This window comes from Caulobacter sp. GW821-FHT09A05 (assembly GCF_059418465.1).
This window is the reverse complement of the sequence record NZ_JBWKPX010000001.1, coordinates 333889-352668: the sequence shown is the minus strand read 5'-3', so window position 1 is coordinate 352668 and position 18780 is coordinate 333889. Positions and strand designations below refer to the sequence as shown.

The 18780-nt window shown below is 67.4% G+C and carries 21 protein-coding genes and 1 pseudogene; 12 read left to right on the top strand and 10 right to left on the bottom strand.

The window, feature by feature from the left end; all coding sequences use genetic code 11:
- Positions 1-4: 4 nt before the first annotated feature.
- The 3 genes from AC07NX_RS01595 (at position 5) to ftsZ (ending at position 2639) form a co-directional block, all read left to right on the top strand.
- Positions 5-259 carry a hypothetical protein gene (locus tag AC07NX_RS01595; protein ID WP_494638507.1) on the top strand — a complete coding sequence of 85 codons (255 nt, stop codon included), beginning with the start codon at positions 5-7 and terminating at the stop codon, positions 257-259.
- A 118-nt stretch (positions 260-377) separates the two neighbouring features.
- On the top strand, positions 378-590 hold the full coding sequence (locus tag AC07NX_RS01590; protein ID WP_494638601.1) for a hypothetical protein: 213 nt from the start codon (positions 378-380) through the stop codon (positions 588-590).
- 519 nt (positions 591-1109) lie between these two features.
- Positions 1110-2639 carry a cell division protein FtsZ gene (gene ftsZ, locus AC07NX_RS01585; protein WP_494638505.1) on the top strand — a complete coding sequence of 510 codons (1530 nt, stop codon included), beginning with the start codon at positions 1110-1112 and terminating at the stop codon, positions 2637-2639.
- Positions 2640-2777: 138 nt separating this feature from the next.
- Here the strand turns inward: ftsZ and AC07NX_RS01580 are convergent.
- Positions 2778-2919 (bottom strand): annotated as a pseudogene (locus AC07NX_RS01580) (hypothetical protein).
- 62 nt (positions 2920-2981) lie between these two features.
- Positions 2982-3284 carry a hypothetical protein gene (locus tag AC07NX_RS01575; protein ID WP_494638503.1) on the bottom strand — a complete coding sequence of 101 codons (303 nt, stop codon included), beginning with the start codon at positions 3282-3284 and terminating at the stop codon, positions 2982-2984.
- A 196-nt stretch (positions 3285-3480) separates the two neighbouring features.
- On the opposite strand from AC07NX_RS01575, the gene AC07NX_RS01570 reads away from it, so the two are divergent.
- The gene (locus AC07NX_RS01570; protein ID WP_494638501.1) at positions 3481-3951 is read left to right on the top strand and encodes an Lrp/AsnC family transcriptional regulator; all 471 of its coding nucleotides are present in this window, start codon (positions 3481-3483) and stop codon (positions 3949-3951) included.
- A 68-nt stretch (positions 3952-4019) separates the two neighbouring features.
- Here the strand turns inward: AC07NX_RS01570 and AC07NX_RS01565 are convergent, their stop codons facing one another.
- Positions 4020-4724, bottom strand: coding sequence for a hypothetical protein (locus AC07NX_RS01565; RefSeq protein ID WP_494638499.1), 705 nt, complete (start codon positions 4722-4724; stop codon positions 4020-4022).
- A gap of 1121 nt (positions 4725-5845) precedes the next feature.
- Between AC07NX_RS01565 and AC07NX_RS01560 the strand changes: the two genes are divergently transcribed.
- The 7 genes from AC07NX_RS01560 to AC07NX_RS01530 all read left to right on the top strand — a co-directional run bounded on the left by AC07NX_RS01560 (position 5846) and on the right by AC07NX_RS01530 (position 12134).
- Entirely contained in the window at positions 5846-6967 is a 1122-nt protein-coding gene (locus AC07NX_RS01560; protein ID WP_494638497.1) for a pyridoxal phosphate-dependent aminotransferase, read from the top strand.
- Positions 6968-7112: 145 nt separating this feature from the next.
- Positions 7113-8174 (top strand): 4-hydroxyphenylpyruvate dioxygenase, encoded by a 1062-nt coding sequence (gene hppD / locus AC07NX_RS01555; protein ID WP_494638496.1) that lies wholly within the window; start codon positions 7113-7115, stop codon positions 8172-8174.
- A 155-nt stretch (positions 8175-8329) separates the two neighbouring features.
- A complete protein-coding gene (hmgA, locus tag AC07NX_RS01550) occupies positions 8330-9613 on the top strand; it encodes a homogentisate 1,2-dioxygenase (RefSeq protein WP_494638494.1) in 1284 nt (427 codons plus the stop codon).
- A gap of 44 nt (positions 9614-9657) precedes the next feature.
- Positions 9658-10665: a fumarylacetoacetate hydrolase family protein gene (locus tag AC07NX_RS01545; RefSeq protein WP_494638492.1), complete on the top strand. Its 1008-nt coding sequence runs from the start codon at positions 9658-9660 to the stop codon at positions 10663-10665.
- Entirely contained in the window at positions 10662-11048 is a 387-nt protein-coding gene (locus AC07NX_RS01540) for a Rieske (2Fe-2S) protein (protein ID WP_494638490.1), read from the top strand. Before AC07NX_RS01545 ends, AC07NX_RS01540 begins: the two co-directional genes overlap by 4 nt.
- Positions 11049-11155: 107 nt before the next feature.
- Positions 11156-11356, top strand: coding sequence for a hypothetical protein (locus tag AC07NX_RS01535; RefSeq protein ID WP_494638488.1), 201 nt, complete (start codon positions 11156-11158; stop codon positions 11354-11356).
- 232 nt (positions 11357-11588) lie between these two features.
- Complete coding sequence (locus tag AC07NX_RS01530; protein ID WP_494638486.1) at positions 11589-12134, top strand: GNAT family N-acetyltransferase; 546 nt, start codon at positions 11589-11591, stop codon at positions 12132-12134.
- A 55-nt stretch (positions 12135-12189) separates the two neighbouring features.
- On the opposite strand, the gene AC07NX_RS01525 is transcribed toward AC07NX_RS01530, so the two are convergent.
- The 3 genes from AC07NX_RS01525 to AC07NX_RS01515 all read right to left on the bottom strand — a co-directional run bounded on the left by AC07NX_RS01525 (position 12190) and on the right by AC07NX_RS01515 (position 14850).
- Positions 12190-13011: a flagellin gene (locus tag AC07NX_RS01525; RefSeq protein ID WP_494638484.1), complete on the bottom strand. Its 822-nt coding sequence runs from the start codon at positions 13009-13011 to the stop codon at positions 12190-12192.
- 371 nt (positions 13012-13382) lie between these two features.
- Complete coding sequence (locus AC07NX_RS01520) at positions 13383-14204, bottom strand: flagellin (RefSeq protein WP_494638482.1); 822 nt, start codon at positions 14202-14204, stop codon at positions 13383-13385.
- Between the two features lie 283 nt (positions 14205-14487).
- On the bottom strand, positions 14488-14850 hold the full coding sequence (locus AC07NX_RS01515) for a hypothetical protein (protein ID WP_494638480.1): 363 nt from the start codon (positions 14848-14850) through the stop codon (positions 14488-14490).
- Between the two features lie 87 nt (positions 14851-14937).
- On the opposite strand from AC07NX_RS01515, the gene AC07NX_RS01510 reads away from it, so the two are divergent.
- Complete coding sequence (locus AC07NX_RS01510; RefSeq protein WP_494638478.1) at positions 14938-15921, top strand: helix-turn-helix transcriptional regulator; 984 nt, start codon at positions 14938-14940, stop codon at positions 15919-15921.
- 7 nt (positions 15922-15928) lie between these two features.
- Here AC07NX_RS01510 and AC07NX_RS01505 read toward each other — a convergent pair whose 3' ends face one another.
- The 4 genes from AC07NX_RS01505 to AC07NX_RS01490 form a co-directional block, all read right to left on the bottom strand.
- Positions 15929-16789: an alpha/beta fold hydrolase gene (locus AC07NX_RS01505; protein ID WP_494638476.1), complete on the bottom strand. Its 861-nt coding sequence runs from the start codon at positions 16787-16789 to the stop codon at positions 15929-15931.
- 25 nt (positions 16790-16814) lie between these two features.
- Positions 16815-17063 carry a helix-turn-helix domain-containing protein gene (locus AC07NX_RS01500; RefSeq protein WP_494638474.1) on the bottom strand — a complete coding sequence of 83 codons (249 nt, stop codon included), beginning with the start codon at positions 17061-17063 and terminating at the stop codon, positions 16815-16817.
- Positions 17063-17662 (bottom strand): DUF2975 domain-containing protein, encoded by a 600-nt coding sequence (locus AC07NX_RS01495; RefSeq protein WP_494638472.1) that lies wholly within the window; start codon positions 17660-17662, stop codon positions 17063-17065. Before AC07NX_RS01495 ends, AC07NX_RS01500 begins: the two co-directional genes overlap by 1 nt.
- A 63-nt stretch (positions 17663-17725) precedes the next feature.
- Positions 17726-18742 (bottom strand): DNA topoisomerase IB, encoded by a 1017-nt coding sequence (locus AC07NX_RS01490; protein ID WP_494638470.1) that lies wholly within the window; start codon positions 18740-18742, stop codon positions 17726-17728.
- Between the last annotated feature and the right edge of the window lie 38 nt (positions 18743-18780).

Here is an 18780-nt window from a genome sequence, read left to right as displayed (position 1 = left end):
TGGCATGACCGTTTCTCTCCTCCATCTCGAAACTGGCTGTTCGCTGGAGTTTGCGGCCTCTGACATTGAGTGTGTCCGGGCTGCCCTTGAGCAGCACTACGGCATCCCCAAAGTCGATAAATCCAGTCCGATCCTTACTGTCTACACGTTCGCCAACGCGACGATCATCTTTCAGAACGAGTGGGACGACCCGTGTCTCATCGCCAATGAGCCGATGGGAGTGGCCATGCTGGAACAGTTGGCGAAAGAACTGGCCTAGGCACCAAGCGTCGCAAAGCAGGCCGTCCTTGTGTCCGTTCAGGGTCGGGTCCGGAAATCAGTCCCGCGCCAGGAACCGGACATCGGCCGCAAGGCGCCTAAGCGGACAGCGCGACCGTCTGTTCGGGGGGGGGGACGGAAGTTGCTCCCTCTCCCAGAGGGAGAGGGTCGGGGTGAGGGGGTACGGCGTCGGACGGAGCGCCGGCACGCCGTCGGACCTCGTAACCCCTCACCCTCCCACCGCTTCGCGGCGGGCCCCTCCCTCTCCCTCTGGGAGAGGGATCAATCGTCCGGCTAGGGTCGAAATAGGAAGATCGCATATCCGCCGATAAGCCGACCCTCAGATCGCCGCCGCCAGGAATTGTTGGTCTCGGTGAACCGGCACCACGAGGACGGGCGACGGCGGCTTGAAGGCGAAACGTCACGCGCCTGCGCCCAACTGTAAATTTTTATGACCGCGAAAATTTTCGTCTTGTCGCATCGGCGGCAAGCAGAGCCGCCAAGTCTTAACAGAATTTAAGCATGACTGTTTACGATCTAAGTGTCGGAAACCTCTGACGGCTTAGTTCTATCCCCTATGAAATTGGGGATTGGCGAGACTTTTTTGGTCAGCGGCGTTCCGTCGCATAACCCCATGGGCTAGGTTGGCGAACCCCAAGAATCCCAAGCGATTCCTTTGGATAACTGGATTTTTTCGGCCGCTTTGGGATCGACCGGGGGCCGACTCAGCTTATGCAGTTAACCACCGATTAAGGTTGGTGGTTGTTCTGTTAACCCGATCGTCGAGATGACTCCCGGCGGTTGATCCGCTCGGTAGTTGACGAATTCGGCGTTTAGGACGCGAGGGTCCCATGGCAATTTCTCTTTCCGCGCCGCGTACCACTGAACTGAAGCCGCGTATCGTGGTGTTCGGCGTCGGTGGGGCCGGTGGCAATGCTGTCAACAACATGATCGAGGCTGGCCTCGAGGGTGTTGAGTTCGTGGTGGCCAACACCGACGCGCAGCAGCTTCAGTTCGCCAAGACGGACCGCCGCATCCAGCTGGGCGTGCAGGTCACGCAGGGCCTCGGCGCGGGCGCTCACCCCGAGGTCGGCATGAGCGCCGCCGAGGAGAGCTTCCCCGAGATCGGCGAGCACCTGGACGGCGCGCACATGGTGTTCATCACCGCCGGCATGGGCGGCGGCACCGGCACCGGCGCGGCCCCGATCATCGCCAAGTGCGCCCGTGAGCGCGGCATCCTGACCGTCGGCGTCGTCACCAAGCCCTTCCACTTCGAAGGCCGCCACCGCATGCGCCTGGCCGACGCCGGCATCGGCGAGCTGCAGCGCTATGTCGACACCCTGATCGTCATTCCGAACCAGAACCTGTTCCGTGTCGCCAACGAGCGCACGACCTTCGCCGAAGCCTTCGGCATGGCCGACCAGGTGCTGCACTCGGGCGTCCGCTCGATCACCGACCTGATGGTCCTGCCGGGCCTGATCAACCTCGACTTCGCCGACGTCCGCACGGTCATGACCGAGATGGGCAAGGCGATGATGGGCACCGGCGAGGGCACCGGCGAAGACCGCGCCCTGATGGCCGCCCAGAACGCCATCGCCAACCCGCTGCTGGACGAAGTCTCGCTGAAGGGCGCCAAGGCCGTGCTGGTCAACGTGACCGGCGGCATGGACATGACGCTTCTTGAAGTCGATGAAGCGGCGAACGCGATCTCGGATCAGGTCGACCCGGAAGCCAACATCATCTTCGGCGCCGCCTTCGACCCGTCGCTGGACGGCGTGATCCGCGTGTCGGTGGTCGCCACCGGCATGGACGGCGCCTCGATCGCCCAGATCGAGCCCAAGCCCGTCTCGCGCAACACCACGGCCCAGCCGCTGATCGCCGAGACGCGCCCTGTCGCGCCGCAGGCCGCTCCGGCTCCGGCCGTTGCCGAGACCACCCGTCCGGGCATGCGCTACGAGCCGCGCCCGATCGAGCGTCCCGCCGCCGCCCCGGCCGCGTCCTACGCCCCCGAGCCGGCCTACGAAGAACCCGCCCCGATCGTCGAGGCCCAGGAAGACCTGCGCTTCGAAGAGCCGGTGATGGAAGAGCCGCGCGTCGCCGCCCCGGCCCCGCGCGTCACCCGCATCGTCGACCCGATGGTCGCCGAGGCCGAGGACGAGCCGCTGTACAGCGAGACCTACGAGGACCGCCGGGCCCAGAAGTCGAGCGGCTGGATGAGCCTGTTCGGCGGCGGCCGCCAGCAGCGCTACGAGCAGCCGGCCCAGCAGCAGCCGCGCCAGACGGGTTCGGCCCGTCCGCAGCTGCAGCCGCTGGACCAGCCGACGGCCGACGAAGGCGAGGATCTGGAGATCCCGTCGTTCCTGCGCCGCCTGGCCAACTGAAAGTCTCCGAAAGTTTAGTGGCGTACCCGTAAGCGTAAACGAGACCCCCGGGGCGAAAGCTCCGGGGGTTTTGCTTTTGGGGCTGCTGGGGTCCGCTCTCAATTGCGTGTCGGTGATACCCAAGCGAAATCAGCGCTCTCATTCGTTGTCATCCCGGAAAGCGCGTAGCGCTTGTCCGGGACCCAGGGGCCGGCGCGGTGCGCTCGCCCCTGGGTCCCGGCTCTACGGTCCGCCAGGCGGACCTTCGGCCGGGATGACAACTGAAAATCAACGATCCAATTGAGACCGGACCCTGGCGGGGACAGGCGCCCGCGCCGGTCCCCGATCGCGTGGGTCAGTGGGTCAGTGGGTCTTGGCGGCCGCGTCGGCGGCGGCGTCGGCCTTGCGCTCGGCGACCCCGACGGCGTCGGCGGTGTTCTTGGCGGCCTGGTCGGCGGCCGCCGCCGTGCTGTCGGCCGCCTTGTCCGTCGCCGCGGCGGTGTTGGCGGCGGCGGTGTTGGCGTTGGCGGCGGTGTCCTGGGCCGCCGAGGCCGTGGCCGCGCCGGCCTGGTCGGCGGCGGCGCCGGCATGGTCCTCGGTCTTTTGCGAGCAGGCCATCAGCGACAGGCTGGCGATCGAGGCGGAAATCAGCAGGGCGATGCGCATGGGGTCTCTCCGTGGCGGCGGGACGTTGATCGTCCTCGCGGTGACCCGGCGCGGATCGGCGCCGGGCGGGGTGGAGGCGGAAGCCTCCGGGTCCCAACGCCCGGCCGAGCCTTAGGCTCCGCCCGATGGTGTCGCGCGGCCGAAAGACAGGCTAGGATCGGCATGGTCTGCCAAGATTTTGGGAAATCAGGTCACGATGAAGCTCACCCGCGCCGATCGGAAGATCCTGGAGATCCTCCAGCAGGACAGCTCGGTCACGAACGTCGAGCTGGCCGAGCGGGTGGGGCTGTCGCCCAGTCCGTGCCTGCGCCGCGTCAAGGCGCTGGAGGCCTCGGGCCTGATCGCAGGCTACGTAGCCCTGCTGGACCGGCGCAAGGCGCGGCTGGACCTGCTGGCCTATGTCGAGGTCCAGGTCGACCGCCACAGCGAGACCGCCGCCGAGGCCTTCAAGGAGGCGGTGCTGCGCGAGCCGATGGTGGTGGGCTGCCACGCCATGACCGGCGGCTACGACTACCTGCTGCGGGTGGTGGCCCCCAACCTTGACGCCTATGCCGACTTCACCATGAAGCGCCTGCTGAAGATGCCGGCGGTCAAGGACATCCGGTCGTCCTTCGTGCTGGAGACGATCAAGGACGCCACGGCGCTGCCGCTGGATTATCTGGAGTAGGGGGAGCTGATTTCGGGCTTCGACCCTAGTCGGACCTTGGAGGAGAGTCTCTTCAGACGACCTCGGGCCTAATACGTGGTGCTCTTAAAATCCCGAGGGCTCAGGGATGTCGCGAAGGACTGACCAGACCGCATGGATTGAATTGTGTCGCCGTCCAGATATCGACCCTCACGCACATAGTGATCAAGCCATGGAAGGGATTGGCCGATGACGCCCCTAGTGATCGGCGCGCGGGTGATACTCAACTCTGCGGCTTGAATTTCGATGCCTATTTCGGGCGTCAAGGGGCGAACGGAAGATGGGTCGGAAGGGTGGGGGAAAAAGACGGCCAGCGGCAAGTCACGCACGGAGATAGAGCGGGTTGGCCCAAGGCCTATAAACGTCTGCAGACGAAAGTTTGGTCCAAACACGTTCTTGGCAATGGCGTCGATCGGCCAACGATCTCCAAAGGCAGCCGGGCGTTGCTCCGTATCCGCGAGAGACAGCACGGCCACGCCATGCGCGCCCATCGGGATTGGAATAGCCTCGCCAATTATTCCCACACCGCCGGAATCCATGGAGCCAAGTGCACGGATGCCGCGCCGAAAGCGATATTGCTGGACGCCGCTGCCGTTGTAGATAGCGTTGAACGCTTTGACCTTTACGGACAGGCGATAGCGATAACCGTAGGGCAGCAATCCGCTCGTTGATGGGGTCGGTGCGCATCCGGCCAAGACCAAACCCATTCCCCCGAACAAGACGGTCCTGCGGGGAATGCGGTTCTGATCGTGCATTTTAGGAGTGTCGCATAGAAAGGCTCAATGAAGGATTGATTGGCCTTATGGTCTGATTTCCACCCTTCTCGGACTCCCGCAACGTCAGCTTGTAGGAACTCCATCCGTTCCGGATGGGGCCGCGCCATCAAGGTTTCAAGGCGCGGCCTCGCCGTTGGCGGATGACGTCAGGGGCGAGGCCGGCAAGCGCGGCCCCCTATGGATCTGCTCTGAAGAAAACCTGTCATCCCGGACAAGCTCGGCGGAGCCGAGCGCCGATCCGGGACCGTCGCAAGCGCTGAGCTCACGCCCCGGTCCCGGATCTTCGCGCTGCGCGCTCGTCCGGGATGACAGCCGTTCCGAGGCATATGCGATAGGGGAGGGAAGGTGGTTTAGGGGGATAGACGCCGCCCAATCCCCGTCGCCGGCGCTATAAACCCCAGCCTTTCCAACGCCCTGAAAAATAATCAGCGTCACGAACGCGCCAGTCCTCAAACCTCGCGCACAATCAGGACTGTCTCCATCGCGGGGGAGGGCTCTTGGTACCGGCCCAAGCAGGCGATGGGGATGGAACCGAGCGGGGCCGCCTGGGCCTGGCGATCGGCTCCCGGCGGGCGGCGGGGCTCAGAAGGCTCCAAGGCTTGTCGGGGACGGTGGCGGGACAGGCGGGGCGACGGGGCCGGGAGGTAAAAACCGGCCTGTTCCAGGATCAGTCGGAGTCGCCAACGGCCCCTTCCGGGCGACTTTGATCCTGCCCGTCCGAGGGGGAACGTCGATCGGGATGAAACAAGCCCTCAGTCGCCGTCCCTCGAGACAAACGGTTCCGCGGAGCGGTCAGGTCTAGCCGAAACGCACACACTAAAACCCACGGTCATCCGGGCTCGGCCCGGACCGCTCCGCGCCTCCCCATCCCGCCGGGTTTTCCGGCCGGGACATGCGCTCGCGCGTGTCCCCAAGCGATGCGCCGCGTCTGTTGCGGACTCGCCCAAGGGCATGGTCTCAGGCTCGGTCGCAAAGATCCGGGAAAAGTCCATGCATTGGCATAAAATGACCGTTATGGGCAGGGAGTTGGCCATCATCGCCAGACATCGCCCCGCACAGCGTCCTATCCTGCCACCGTACCCCTTTCCGGAGCGCGGCGCATGCTGGTTGTCGATCAAAAGTCCCTGTCGCCCGCCGTGGCCTCGCCGGTGCGCCCGGCCCTGGAGGGCGTGGGGGCCTACAAGGCCGGCATGACCCTGGCCGAGGCGGGGCGCCGCGCGGGCCGCGCCGACCTGTCCAAGCTGGCCAGCAACGAGAACCTGCTGGGATGCAGCCCCAGGGTGGCGGCGGCGGTGCAGGAGGCGCTGGCCAGCCCCGAGATCTATCCGGACCCCTATTGCGAGACCCTGCGCGCCGCGATCGGCGGGCGGCTGGGCGTGGATCCGGCCCGCATCGTCATGACCCCGGGCTCCGAGGCCCTGATCGACTACCTGTTCCGCGCCGTGCTGCATCCCGGCGACAGCATCCTGCTGAGCTCGCCGACCTTCCCGGCCTACGAGATCTTCGGCCGCTGCGCCGAGGCCAGCCTGATCGATGTGCCGCGCCTGGCCAATTTCGACCTCGACGTCGAGGCCTTCAAGCACGAGGCGGCCAAGGGCCCCAAGCTGCTGGTGCTGTGCACGCCCAACAACCCGACCGGCGCGGCCCTCTCGGGCGTCGACCTGGCCGAGATCCTGGCGGTCACCCCGCGCTCGACCGTGGTCTTCGTCGACGAGGCCTATCGCGAATACCACGAGCCTTTCGACGCCCTGGACCTGCTGAAGGCCTGGGGCGGGACCTGGGTCTCGGGCCGGACCTTCTCCAAGGCCTATGGCCTGGCCGGCCTGCGGGTGGGCTACGGGATCTGCTCGTCGGCCGAGCTGGTCGGCTACCTGGACCGCATCCGCCCGCCGTTCAACGTCACCGCCGTCAGCCAGGCCGCCGCCCTGGCCGCCTGGAACGACGTCGAGCACCTGGAGCGCACCGTCGCCCTGACGATCGCCGAGCGGGGCCGGGTCGAGGCGACCCTGGACGCCCTGGGCGTGGAGCGCACCCGAAGCGCCGCCAATTTCGTGTTCCTGCGCAGCCCGGCCGGCGCCGAAGCCACCGCCGCGCGTTTGTTGCGCGAAGGGCTTATCGTTCGTCCCACGCCCGTGCCCGGCGGCTGGGTGCGGATCACCGTCGGCCGTCCCGCCGACAACGACCGCCTGATCGCCGCCCTGCCGGCCGCCCTTGCTGTGTGATGCGAGACGACCGTGCCGGAAACCTCGTCCTTCGACAGGCTCAGGATGAGGTTTCTTGCTGACTCCACATTCGCCCTCATCCTGAGCTTGTCGAAGGACGGGGGCGCACCACCTTTCATCAAGATCGCTTCGCTGGAGCCATCCCATGACCCTCAGCCCCCAGAACCCCCTCGGCCTCGACGGCTTCGCCTTCGTCGAGTTCACCAGCCCCGAGCCGGCCGCCATGAAGGCGCTGTTCGAGCAGCTGGGCTTCGTCGCGGCCTCGACCCACCCGACCAAGGCCGTGACCCGCTACAAGCAGGGCCGCATCAACCTGCTGGTCAATGACGAGCCCGCCGGCCAGGCCGCCGAATTCCGCGCCGCCCACGGCCCCTCGGCCAACGGCATGGCCTTCACCGTCGAGAACGTCGAGCAGGCCTATGCCGAGGCCCTGAAGCGCGGGGCGGTGGCGGCCGAGGCGAGCCCGACCCTGCTGGGCCAGGGCGCCAGGGTGCTGGAAGGCATCGGCGGCTCGATGCTGTACCTGGTGGCGGGTCCCGACGCGGTGTTCGCCGACTGGACCCCGGTCCCCGACGCGGCCGAGGCGGAAGCGGCCAACAGCGTGGGCCTGGACCTGCTCGACCACCTGACCCACAACGTCAAGCGCGGCCAGATGCGCACCTGGTCGAGCTTCTACCGCGACGTCTTCGGCTTCGAGGAGCAGAAGTATTTCGACATCAAGGGCCAGGCGACCGGTCTGTTCAGCCAGGCGATGATCGCCCCCGACAAGGCCATCCGCATCCCGCTCAACGAGAGCCAGGACGACCAGAGCCAGATCGAGGAGTTCATCCGCCAGTACAATGGCGAGGGCATCCAGCACCTGGCCCTGACCACGGACGACATCTACGACACCGTCGAGAAGCTGCGCGCCCGGGGCGTCAGGCTGCAGGACACGATCGAGACCTATTACGAGCTGGTCGACAAGCGGGTGCCCGGCCATGGCGAGGACCTGGAGCGGCTGCGCAAGAACCGCATCCTGCTGGACGGCAAGGTCGGCGAGGAAGGCCTGTTGCTGCAGATCTTCACCGAGAACCTGTTCGGGCCGATCTTCTTCGAGATCATCCAGCGCAAGGGCAATCAGGGCTTCGGCAATGGCAACTTCCAGGCGCTGTTCGAGAGCATCGAGCTGGACCAGATCCGCCGCGGGGTGATCACGGTCGAGGCTTGAACCCCTCAAGGGTGTCATCCCGGACGAAGCGCGCAGCGCGAAGATCCGGGACCGACGCCTGAGCGCTGCGCTTGTGGCGGTCCCGGATCTGCGCTTCGCTTGTCCGGGATGACAGCACTAGGGTGCGGTCGAGAAAACGAGCCTGGGACCCAACCATGGACCTCACCTACCAATCCGGCTTCGGCAACCACGTCTCCAGCGAGGCCGTGCCCGGGGCCCTGCCGGTCGGCCAGAACTCGCCGCAGAGGCCGCCCTACGGCCTCTATGCCGAGCAACTGTCAGGCACGGCCTTCACCGCCCCGCGCCACGAGAACCGCCGGTCGTGGCTGTACCGCCTGCGGCCCAGCGCCGGCCACGGGCCCTATGCGCCCTATGTCCAGGACCGGCTGAAGAGCGGCCCGTTCGACGCCGCCGCGCCCACGCCCAACCGCCTGCGCTGGGACCCGATGGAGGTTCCGGCCGAGCCGACTGACTTCGTCGATGGGCTGGTGACGATCGGCGGCAACGGCGACGTGGCGACCCAGGCCGGCATGGCCGCGCACCTGTACCTGGCCAACCGCTCGATGATCGACCGGGTGTTCCAGAACGCCGACGGCGAGCTGCTGGTCGTGCCCCAGCGGGGGGCCTTGCGCTTCGTCACCGAGTTCGGCCGGCTCGACGCCGCGCCCGGCGAGATCGTGGTCATTCCCCGGGGCGTGCGGTTCCGGGTCGAGTTGGACGGCCCGGCGCGGGGCTATGTCTGCGAGAACTACGGCATGGCGTTCCGCTTGCCGGAGCTCGGACCGATCGGCTCGAACGGCCTGGCCAACAGCCGCGACTTCCTGACCCCCGTCGCCGCCTTCGAGGACATCGAGCGCCCCACCGAGGTGATCCAGAAGTTCCAGGGCGGCCTGTGGATGGGAACCTGGGACCACAGCCCGCTGGACGTGGTGGCCTGGCACGGGACCCTCGCGCCCTACAAATACGACCTGGCGCGGTTCAACACGATCAACACGGTCAGCTTCGACCATCCCGACCCGTCGATCTTCACCGTTCTGACCGCGCCCAGCGAAGTCCCCGGCACGGCCAATGTCGACTTCGTGATCTTCCCGCCGCGCTGGATGGTGGCCGAGCACACCTTCCGCCCGCCCTGGTTCCACCGCAACGTGATGAGCGAGTTCATGGGCCTGGTCACCGGCGCCTACGACGCCAAGGCCGGCGGCTTCTCGCCCGGCGGGGCCAGCCTGCACAACATGATGAGCGACCACGGCCCCGACGTCGCCAGCCACAAGGGCGCGACCGAGGCCGAGCTTGCGCCGCACAGGATCGACGGGACCATGGCCTTCATGTTCGAGAGCCGCTGGGTGATCCGTCCGACGAAGTTCGCGCTGGAGACTTCCGCGCTTCAGGCCGACTATGACGCCTGCTGGACAGGCTTTCCCAAGGCCAAGCTGCCCTAGGGACGTCGGTCGGCCCCAACAACGAAGCAAAAGAGGAAGCGCCCATGAAGCTTGCGTCCCTGAAGGGCGGCCGCGACGGCCGGCTGGTGGTGGTCTCCAACGACCTGGCCTGGTTCACCGACGCCGGAACGATCGCCCCGACCCTGCAAGCCGCCCTCGACGACTGGGAGCGCTGCGAGCCGATGCTGAGGGCCCTGGCCGAGAGCCTCGAGCACGGCGGCGTGCCGCAGGAGCGCTTCCACGAGCACGAGGCCGCCAGCCCCTTGCCCCGGGCCTATCAGTGGCTCGACGGCAGCGCCTATGTGAACCACGTGCAGCTGGTGCGGCAGGCGCGGGGCGCCGAGATGCCGGAGAGCTTCTGGACCGATCCGCTGATGTACCAGGGCGCCTCGGACGGGTTCCTGGGACCGCGCGACACCATCCCGCTGGCCAACTCCGCCTGGGGCTGCGACCTGGAGGGCGAGGTGGCCGTGATCGTCGGCGACGTGCCGCTGGGCGCGACCCGCGAGGAGGCCCTGGCCGCCATCTGCCTGGTCATGCTGTGCAACGACATTTCCCTGCGCGGCCTGATCCCGGCCGAGCTGGCCAAGGGCTTCGGCTTCGTCCAGTCCAAGCCGGCCAGCGCCTTCTCGCCCGTGGCCGTGACGCCGGCCCGGCTGGGCGAGGCCTGGAAGGACGGCAAGCTGCACGGCGCGCTGCTGGTCACCCTGAACGGCGAGGACTTCGGCAAGGCCGACGCCGGCGTCGACATGACCTTCGACTTCGGGACCCTGGTGGCCCACGCCGCCAAGACCCGCGCCCTGTCGGCCGGCACGATCATCGGCTCGGGCACGGTCAGCAACCGCGGCCCGGACGGCGGCCCGGGCAAGCCTGTCAGCGAAGGCGGCCTGGGCTATTCGTGCCTGGCCGAGGTCCGCACGATCGAGACCCTGCAGACCGGCCATCCCAAGACGCCGTTCCTGATGGGCGACGACACGGTCCGCATCGAGATGCGCGACGCCAAGGGGCATTCGATCTTCGGGGCCATCGAGCAGACGGTCGAGCGCATTTGAGCCAGGAGGCCACGCCGGAAGCCGAGATCGGCGAGCGGGTCTGGACCACGCCGGCGGGCGTCAAGCTGGGCCCGCTCGACCAGATCGCCGATCCCGGGGCGCGGAACTACGTGCTGCGGATCGGCGACAAGCGCTTCCACGGCTTCGTGGTGCGCCGGGGCGAGGCGGCGTTCGGCTATGTCGACCGCTGCCCGCACGCCGGCTTGCCGCTGGCCCAGGTGCTGGACCGCTACCTGACGCACGATGGATCGCTGATCGCCTGCTCCTGGCACGGAGCGCTGTTCGAGCCGGAGACGGGCGCCTGCGTCGGCGGGCCCTGCGTCGGGGCGCGGCTGTCGCCCTGGCCGGTGCGGGTCGAGGACGGGCGGATCGTCACGGCCTGAGGCCTGCACGAAAACTCCACGGCCCCTTTCCCGTTCGTGGAAACCCGCGCCACGACCGCGAAACCTCGCGCCTTTAGGTCTGTCCTTGCAGAACAGGGAGCCGACCGATGCCTTTCGCCCAGATCCAGGTGCGCGACTACGCCGTGGTGGTCCATGCCGGCAACGACGAATGGACCTGGCAGGTGATGGATTTCGAGGCCCGCGTCGCCGCCAGCGGCGCGGCACCGGATCGCGAGAGCGCCTGGCGCAGCGGCCTGTTCGCGGCGGGAGCGGTCGGGGCCTTCGCCCGGATCGGGCGGCGGGCCTGACCGGCGGGCAAAAGAAAGGCCGCCTTCTACAGGAGAAGAAGACGGCCGAAAGTCGCATAGGAGGAAACGCCCAGAAGGGCCGAAACCTCTATAGCGCAACACGCCGTTCGTGACAACGTTGTCATGTAATTTTTTACAGGCAGAGCTGAAAGCCCCGGTTTTGTTGGGTCAAAGACCTTGGCGAAGGCGGGACGGGCCGCCAGGTTCGGGGGGATTCAGACTGGAGACCCCCGTGAGCCTGACCCTCCGCCTCGCCGTTCCCGAGGACCTGTCCGCCCTGCGCGACCTGATGAACGCGTCGATCGGCGAACTGCTAAGGCCCTTCCTGGCGCCGGACGCGGTGGCGGCCTCGTTCGACATCATGGGGCTGGACAGCCAACTGATCGCCGACGGCACCTATTTCGTGGTGGAGGACGACGGAGCCCTGGCCGGCTGTGGGGGCTGGAGCCGGCGCGCCACCCTGTTCGGCGGCGACCATTCGGCCGGCCGCGACGCCGCCCTGCTGGATCCGGCCCGCGACGCGGCCCGGGTGCGGGCGATGTACACCCACCCCGACCACGTCCGCAAAGGCGTGGGGCGGGTCATCCTGGAAGCCTGCGAAGCGGCGGCGGCGGGCGAGGGGTTCACGCGCTGCGAACTGGCCGGGACCCTGGCCGGCGAGCCGCTGTACCGCGCCTGCGGCTATCACGAGATCGAACGGTTCTCCGCGCCGACCTCCAGCGGGGTCGAGGTGCCGCTGGTGCGGATGGGCAAGGCCCTGCCGGGGGCGGTCCAATAGAAAAAGGGCGGGTCCGGGGACCCGCCCTTTCTTACGCTTACTCGGTACGCGACGCCTATCGGAACAGGCTGAGGATCGACGAGGACGACTGGTTGGCGATGGAGAGGGCCTGGATGCCCAGCTGCTGCTTGGTTTGCAGCGACTGCAGCTTGGCGCTTTCCTTGGCCAGGTCGGCGTCGACCAGGTTGCCCACGCCGGCGTCGAGGCTGTCCTGCAGCTTGCCGACGAAGGTCAGGTGGGTATCCAGGCCGGTCGAGCTGGTGCCCAGCGAGGCCAGCTTGTTGGTCGCCGTGCCCAGGGCCTTGCTGACGGAGTCGATCATCGTCTTGGCCGAGGCCGCGTCGGTGAACGAGGCGGCGGCCGACAGGCCGATGCCGGTCAGCGACAGGGTCTTGGCGCTGACGGTGAACTGCGAGCCGTCCGCGTTGGCCAGGAAGGCCAGCTTTGTGGTCGAACCGTCGGCGATCGAGACGCCGTTGAACTTGGCGTTGGTGACGGCCTTGGTGATCTGGTCGCGCAGGCTGTTGAAGTCCGACTTCAGGGCGTTGAACGAGGCGGTGTTCAGCGAGGTGTCGGAAGCGGCCAGGGCCTTTTCCTTCATCTTGCCCAGCAGGTCGGTGACGGTGTCGCCGGCGGCCAGGGCCACGTCGATGGTCGACTGGCCGCGCTGCAGCGAGTCCTTCACGGCGTTCAGCGAGCTGGCGGTCGACGATTGCGTCTTGGCCATCGCCCAGATCGCGCCGTTGTCCTTGGCGTTGCCGACCTTCTTGCCGGTGTTGATACGCTGTTGCGTAACACCCAGCTCGTTGTTGGTGGCGTTCAGGTTCTGCAGGGCGATCATCGCGCCCGAGTTCGTATTGATGCTGTTCAGAGCCATTTCGGCGGTTTCCCATTCAAGGTTGCCGACGTCATTTTGACGGTCGGGAGCATTTTGCTCGCCGCCAGCATCCACGGTCGTGCTTTCGATATTGTAAAAGTGTCGCAGCTATTTTCGCGACGTAACTAATGTCTCGTTAGTCATTCCGATTCGGCGAAAGTCAGCGGTGCTGAATGGAGTTCTTTTGACCGAGAGTCCCGAAGGTGAATCTTAACCCGGGATTGACTCTGTCGAATGGTCGACTGTTCCTGGCTATATGCGGGTTGATGGCGCCCACCCGTCGCGGGGTGAGTCTTGCCGGGCGGTCCAATAGAAAAAGGGCGGGTCCGAGGACCCGCCCTTCAAGGTGCTGAACTCGAAGACCGAACCGCTTAGCGGAACAGGCTGAGGACCGACTGGGACGACTGGTTGGCGATGGAGAGCGCCTGGACGCCCAGCTGCTGCTTGGTCTGCAGCGACTGCAGCTTGGCGCTTTCCTTGGCCAGGTCGGCGTCGACCAGGTTGCCGACACCCGCATCCAGGCTGTCCTGCAGCTTGCCGACGAAGGTCAGGTGGGTGTCCAGGCCGGTCGAGCTGGTGCCCAGCGAGGCCAGCTTGTTGGTCGCCGTGCCCATGGCCTTGGTGACGGTGTCGATCATCGTCTTGGCCGCGGCGGCGGTCGTGAAGGTCGAAGCCGCCGACAGGCCCAGGCCGACCAGCGACAGGGTCTTGGCGGCGACGGTGAACTGGGTGCCGTCCGCGTTGGCCAGGAAGGCCAGCTTGGTGGTCGAGCCGTCGGCGATCGACACGCCGTTGAACTTGGCGTTGGTGACGGCCTTGGTGATCTGGTCGCGGAGGGAGGTGAAGTCCGACTTCAGGGCGTTGAACGACGCGGTGTTCAGCGAGGTGTCGGAAGCCGCGAGCGCCTTTTCCTTCATCTTGCCCAGCAGGTCGGTGACGGTGTCGCCGGCGGCCAGGGCCACGTCGATGGTCGACTGGCCGCGTTGCAGCGAGTCCTTCACGGCGTTCAGCGAGCCGGCGGTCGAGGACTGGACCTTGGCCATCGCCCAGATCGCGCCGTTGTCCTTGGCGTTGCCGATCTTCTTGCCGGTGTTGATGCGTTGTTGCGTGACCTGAAGTTCGCTGTTGGTGGTGTTCAGGTTCTGCAGGGCGATCATCGCGCCCGAGTTGGTATTGACGCTATTCAGCGGCATCCGACGTATTCCTATTCAAGGTGTCCGACGTCATTTTGACGGCCGGGAGCATTTTGCTCGTGATCAGGATGTCGGTCGCCTGTTTAAAATGGATGAACCCGGAGCTTCTTGCTCAATTGTGACTGCATGGTGGGAAAAATCTGCAGGGTTATATTTTCAATCCAAAGGTCGTGTGTCAATTTGACGCAATAACCGTGCTCGCCCGCAAATACTTTGGGTTTCGGCGACTTGCGGGTGAAATCGTCTGGGTGGTCCCTGCGGCCAAATGTCCACCTGAACGCCGTCAGGCGCACAGCCGCTGCGGCGCCAGGTCGCGGTCGTCGGCTTCGAAAAGGTCGAAAGCCTCCTCCCAGGCGGCTTGCCGCGAGGCGCGCAGGGCCGCGTCGTCGATGATCCGGACGATCTGGTCTTCGCGGTCGTTCCACACCAGGCCGATGTCGGCGGCCCGCCCGGCGTCGCGGCCGAGCAGCAGGATGATGTCGGCCCGCAGCACCCGCTCGGGGCTCAGTCGCATCAGGGTGCGTCCGCCGCCGAGGTCGCGATGGATGTCGGCGAAGGCGAGCACGGCCGAGATCATGGCGGCGCTGACCGGGGCCACGTGCCAATCCTGGGTGAGGAGATGGGCCTGGGTGAGGAGACGGGTCATGAGGCGGAGCTCCAGATCGGGCGTCTTGCCCTGCGGCTCCCCTTTTGTGGGTGTTCTGCGTCAAAAACGGTCGTATAGAGTCGCGCCATGCGACACGACAAGGCGACCCGACTGCTGGACCTGGCCCGGATGCTGGCCGGATCGTCCGAGGGCCTGACCCTCGACGAGATGGCCCGCGCCATGGGCGTCGGCCGGCGTACGGCCGAGCGGATGCGCGACGCGGTCTGGGCCGCCTTCCCGCAGATGGAGGCGATCGAGGATCCGCCGACCAAGCGCTTCCGCATCCCTTCGGGGCTGGACAGCCTGTTCCAGACCCCCACCGCCGAGGAGCTGGCGGCCCTGCGCACGGCGGCCGACAGCTACGCGGCCGGCGGGGCCGAGGGGCGGGCCGCCGCCCTTTACGCCCTGGAACGCAAGCTGCTGTCGGCCCTGCGCGGCGCGGCGCGGCGCAAGGTGGCCCCGGACGTCGAGGCCCTGGTCCAGGCCGAGACCATCGCCGTCCATCCCGGCCCGCGCCCGTTCGAGAGCGAACAGGTGCTGACCGCGATCCGCACCGCGGTGAAGGGCCTGCAGGCCCTGTCGTTCCGCTACGAGGGCGGCAGCGCGCCGGGGCGGACCCGCAAGGTCACGCCCCTGGGCATCCTGTTCGGTCACAGCAACTATCTGGTGGCCACCGAGGGGCGGGACCCCAGGCCCCGCACCTTCCGCCTGGACCGCATGCAGGCGGTGGCGGCGCTGGACGAGCCGGCCCCGCCGCCGGCCGACTTCTCGCTGCAGGCCTTCGCCGACGAGAGCTTCGGCATCTATCACGGCCAGATCGAGGACGTGGTCCTGCGCATCGGGCCGGCCCGCGCCGAGGACGCCCTGCGCTGGCGCTTCCATCCCAACCAGGTGGTGACCCAGGACCCGGACGGCGCGGTCACCGTGGCCTTCCGGGCCAGCGGCATGCTGGAACTGTCCTGGCACCTGTTCACCTGGGGCGACGCGGTGCGGATCGTCTCGCCGCCAGGGCTGCGGGAGATGATGGTCGAGGAACTGCGGACGGCCCTGAAGGCGCACGAGGGGGCGTGAGGCATGGCTAGGGCGCCTTTCCGCCGGCTTCGTCCACGAACGCGCCCACCGTCTCCGCGAACGCGTCGGGCCGTTCCAGATAGATGAAGTGGCCGCCGCCCGTCATGACGATCCGCCTGGAGCCGGGGATCAGGGCCTCCAGGGCTCCGGCGTGGGCGTGGATGTCGGGCATGTCGACCTCGCCGGTGATGATCAGGGTGGGAACCTTGATCTCGCCCAGGCGGCCCATGACCTCCGGTCCGTCCTTGACCATCCGCGACGCGCCGAAATTGCCGGGATGAGCCGTCAGGTCGGCGGCGACGAAGGCGCGCTGGGCCTCGGCGCCGAGCGTCAGGATGTAGGGGTCCTTGACCGCGTCGGCGAGACGGCCCTGGGACAGCAGGCCGACCAGCTTCATGGTCCGGTCGGTGAAGTGCTGGGACGGCCGAAAGCCGTTCACCGCCGCCCCGACCAGGACCAGGCCGTCCACTGTTTGGGAATGGGCCAGGGCGTAATCCACCGCGATCCCGCCGCCCGAGGACGATCCCAGAAGGACCGCGTGGCCGACCCCGGCGGCCTTCATCACCGCGTCCAGGTCGGCGACGGCGTCGTAGGGCGCGGTCGCGGCCGGCGAGTTTCCATAGCCTCGGCGGTCATAGCGGACCACCTTGAACCGGGCGCACAACCGGGGCCAGGCGGCGTCGAAGGCCGAGCCGTCCAGGATGCCGTCGTGCAGCAGGACCAACGCCTTGGGCCCGGCCCCGCAGGTTTCGTAGGCGACCTTGCCGCCTTCGACGGGGGCGAAGGTCGGGGTCGCGAGGACGGGCGTTCCGCTGAACAGCAGGCAGCCGGCCGCGATCGCCGCGGCGGGCGTTGAAAACGGTCGCATCGATGTCTCCGGGGTTGAAGCGCCGTCAGCCGGCGCGCTTGAACTCGTCTTGTTCGCGTTCGGGCGTGTCTTCCGGCGCGTATTCCAGGATGTCGCCCGGCTGGCACCGCAGGTAGGCGCAGATCGCCTCCAGGGTCTCGAACTTCATGCCCTTCACCTTGCCGGACTTCAGCAGCGAGAGATTGGCCTCGGTGATGCCGATGGCGCGGGCCAGGACGTTGGAGCGCACCTTGCGCCTGGCCAGCATGACGTCGAGACGCAGGATGATCGGCATCAGACGAACGCCTCGCGGTCTTCCTCGATCTCGCGTCCCACCCGCATGACCTGGCCGATCACGAACACCAGCAGGCCCAGCACCAAGGCCTGGACACTGGCCATGTGGGCCCAGTTCTTGTCGATCTCGTAGCCCGTGGCGCTGAGGAACAGGTGGCAGACGAAGGGCGACAGGGCGTAGGCGCACAGCCAGCCGCCGATCCGGCTGAAGCCTCGGCCGTTCTCGGGCGAGAACACCCGGCCCCGGGCATAGAGGCCAAAGAGCGAGCGCAGGCTCCAGAACAGCATGATGATCGGCGTCGCGCGCACGATGCCGACCAGGCAGTAGATCAGCCGGTGGGGCAGGGGCAGCGAGCCGAAGGCGACGGAGTTGGGCGGCCCGTCGCCGATGTAGCAATTGTCCGGCCCGATCCGGACCAGTTCGCCCTTGTAGAACAGCATGGCGGCCAGGGCGGCGACGAGAATGGCCGCCGACAGGGTCAGCAGGCCGGTGAACAGCCAGGCCAGGGCGCGGCTGCCCAGCCGCACGCGGCGCTGGGCGGCGGTTTCCGGCGCGGCGATCGTCTCGGCGCGCGGCTTGAGTTTGACGACGGTGCTCATGGCGTCCTCCCGTGACGCCAACCTCGTTCCGAAATTTCTTTCTGTCAAACGATAATACTCTGCCTAGCTATCCACCAATCGCAGCAATGCCAGCTCTCGAGCCCTTGGCGACGCCGCCCGCCGGCTCGGCAACCGGCTGGTTTCGAACGCCTCCAGCACCTTGGGGTGGATATAGGCCGCGCGGCAGACGGCGGGGGTGTTGCCCAGCAGGCCGGCCACGGCCTTGACGCAGGTGTTGAGCGCGCGCCGGGCCTCGGCCTGGGTCGTCGGCCTGGGGCTCAGGCTCAGGGCCTCCAGCGCCGCCAGCGAGCCGTACCAGGTGCGGAAGTCCTTGGCCGAGAAGTCGTCGCCACAGGCGGTGCGGATGTAGTCGTTGACGTCGCTGCTCTCGACGGCCCGCCGCTGGCCGTCCTCGTCGACGTACTGGAACAGGCGCTGGCCGCGCAGCTCCTGGCAGGCGGCGACGATGCGGGCCAGGCGACGGTCGCGAAAGCCCGTCCTGTGCATCTTGCCGCTCTTGCCCTTGAACTCGAACACCGCGCCGCCGCCGGCCAGCTTCAGGTGGCGCTTTTGCAGGGTGGTCAGGCCGAAGCTCTTGTTGGCCTTGGCGTACTCGTCGTTGCCGACCCGGATCAGGGTCAGTTCCAGCAGGCTGACCACGGCGGCCAGCACCTTCTCGCGCGGCAGGCCTCGGCGCGCCAGGTCGGCGGCCACGCGCCGGCGCAGCCGGGGCAGGGCGCGGCCGAAGGCGGCCATGCGGTCGTACTTGCGCGCGTCGCGGTCGGCCCGCCATTCGGGATGATAGCGATACTGCTTGCGGCCCTTCTGGTCGCGGCCGACCGCCTGGATGTGGCCGTTCGGGTCGGGGCAGATCCAGACGCTGGTCCAGGCGGGCGGAATGGCCAGGGCCTTGATCCGCGCCAGGGTGGCCGGATCGCTCACAGGGCGGCCGTCCTCGTCGACATAGGAAAAGCCCTTGCCGCGAGCCAGCCGTAGGAGGCCCTGCTCCTGGTCGTTGACATAGGCCAGCAGGGTGCGTTCGGCGGGCGGGGTCTCGAGCGTGTCGCGGGGCACGATCATCGCCTCGCTGGACGGCCCGAGCCGCCGTTCTCGGAAAT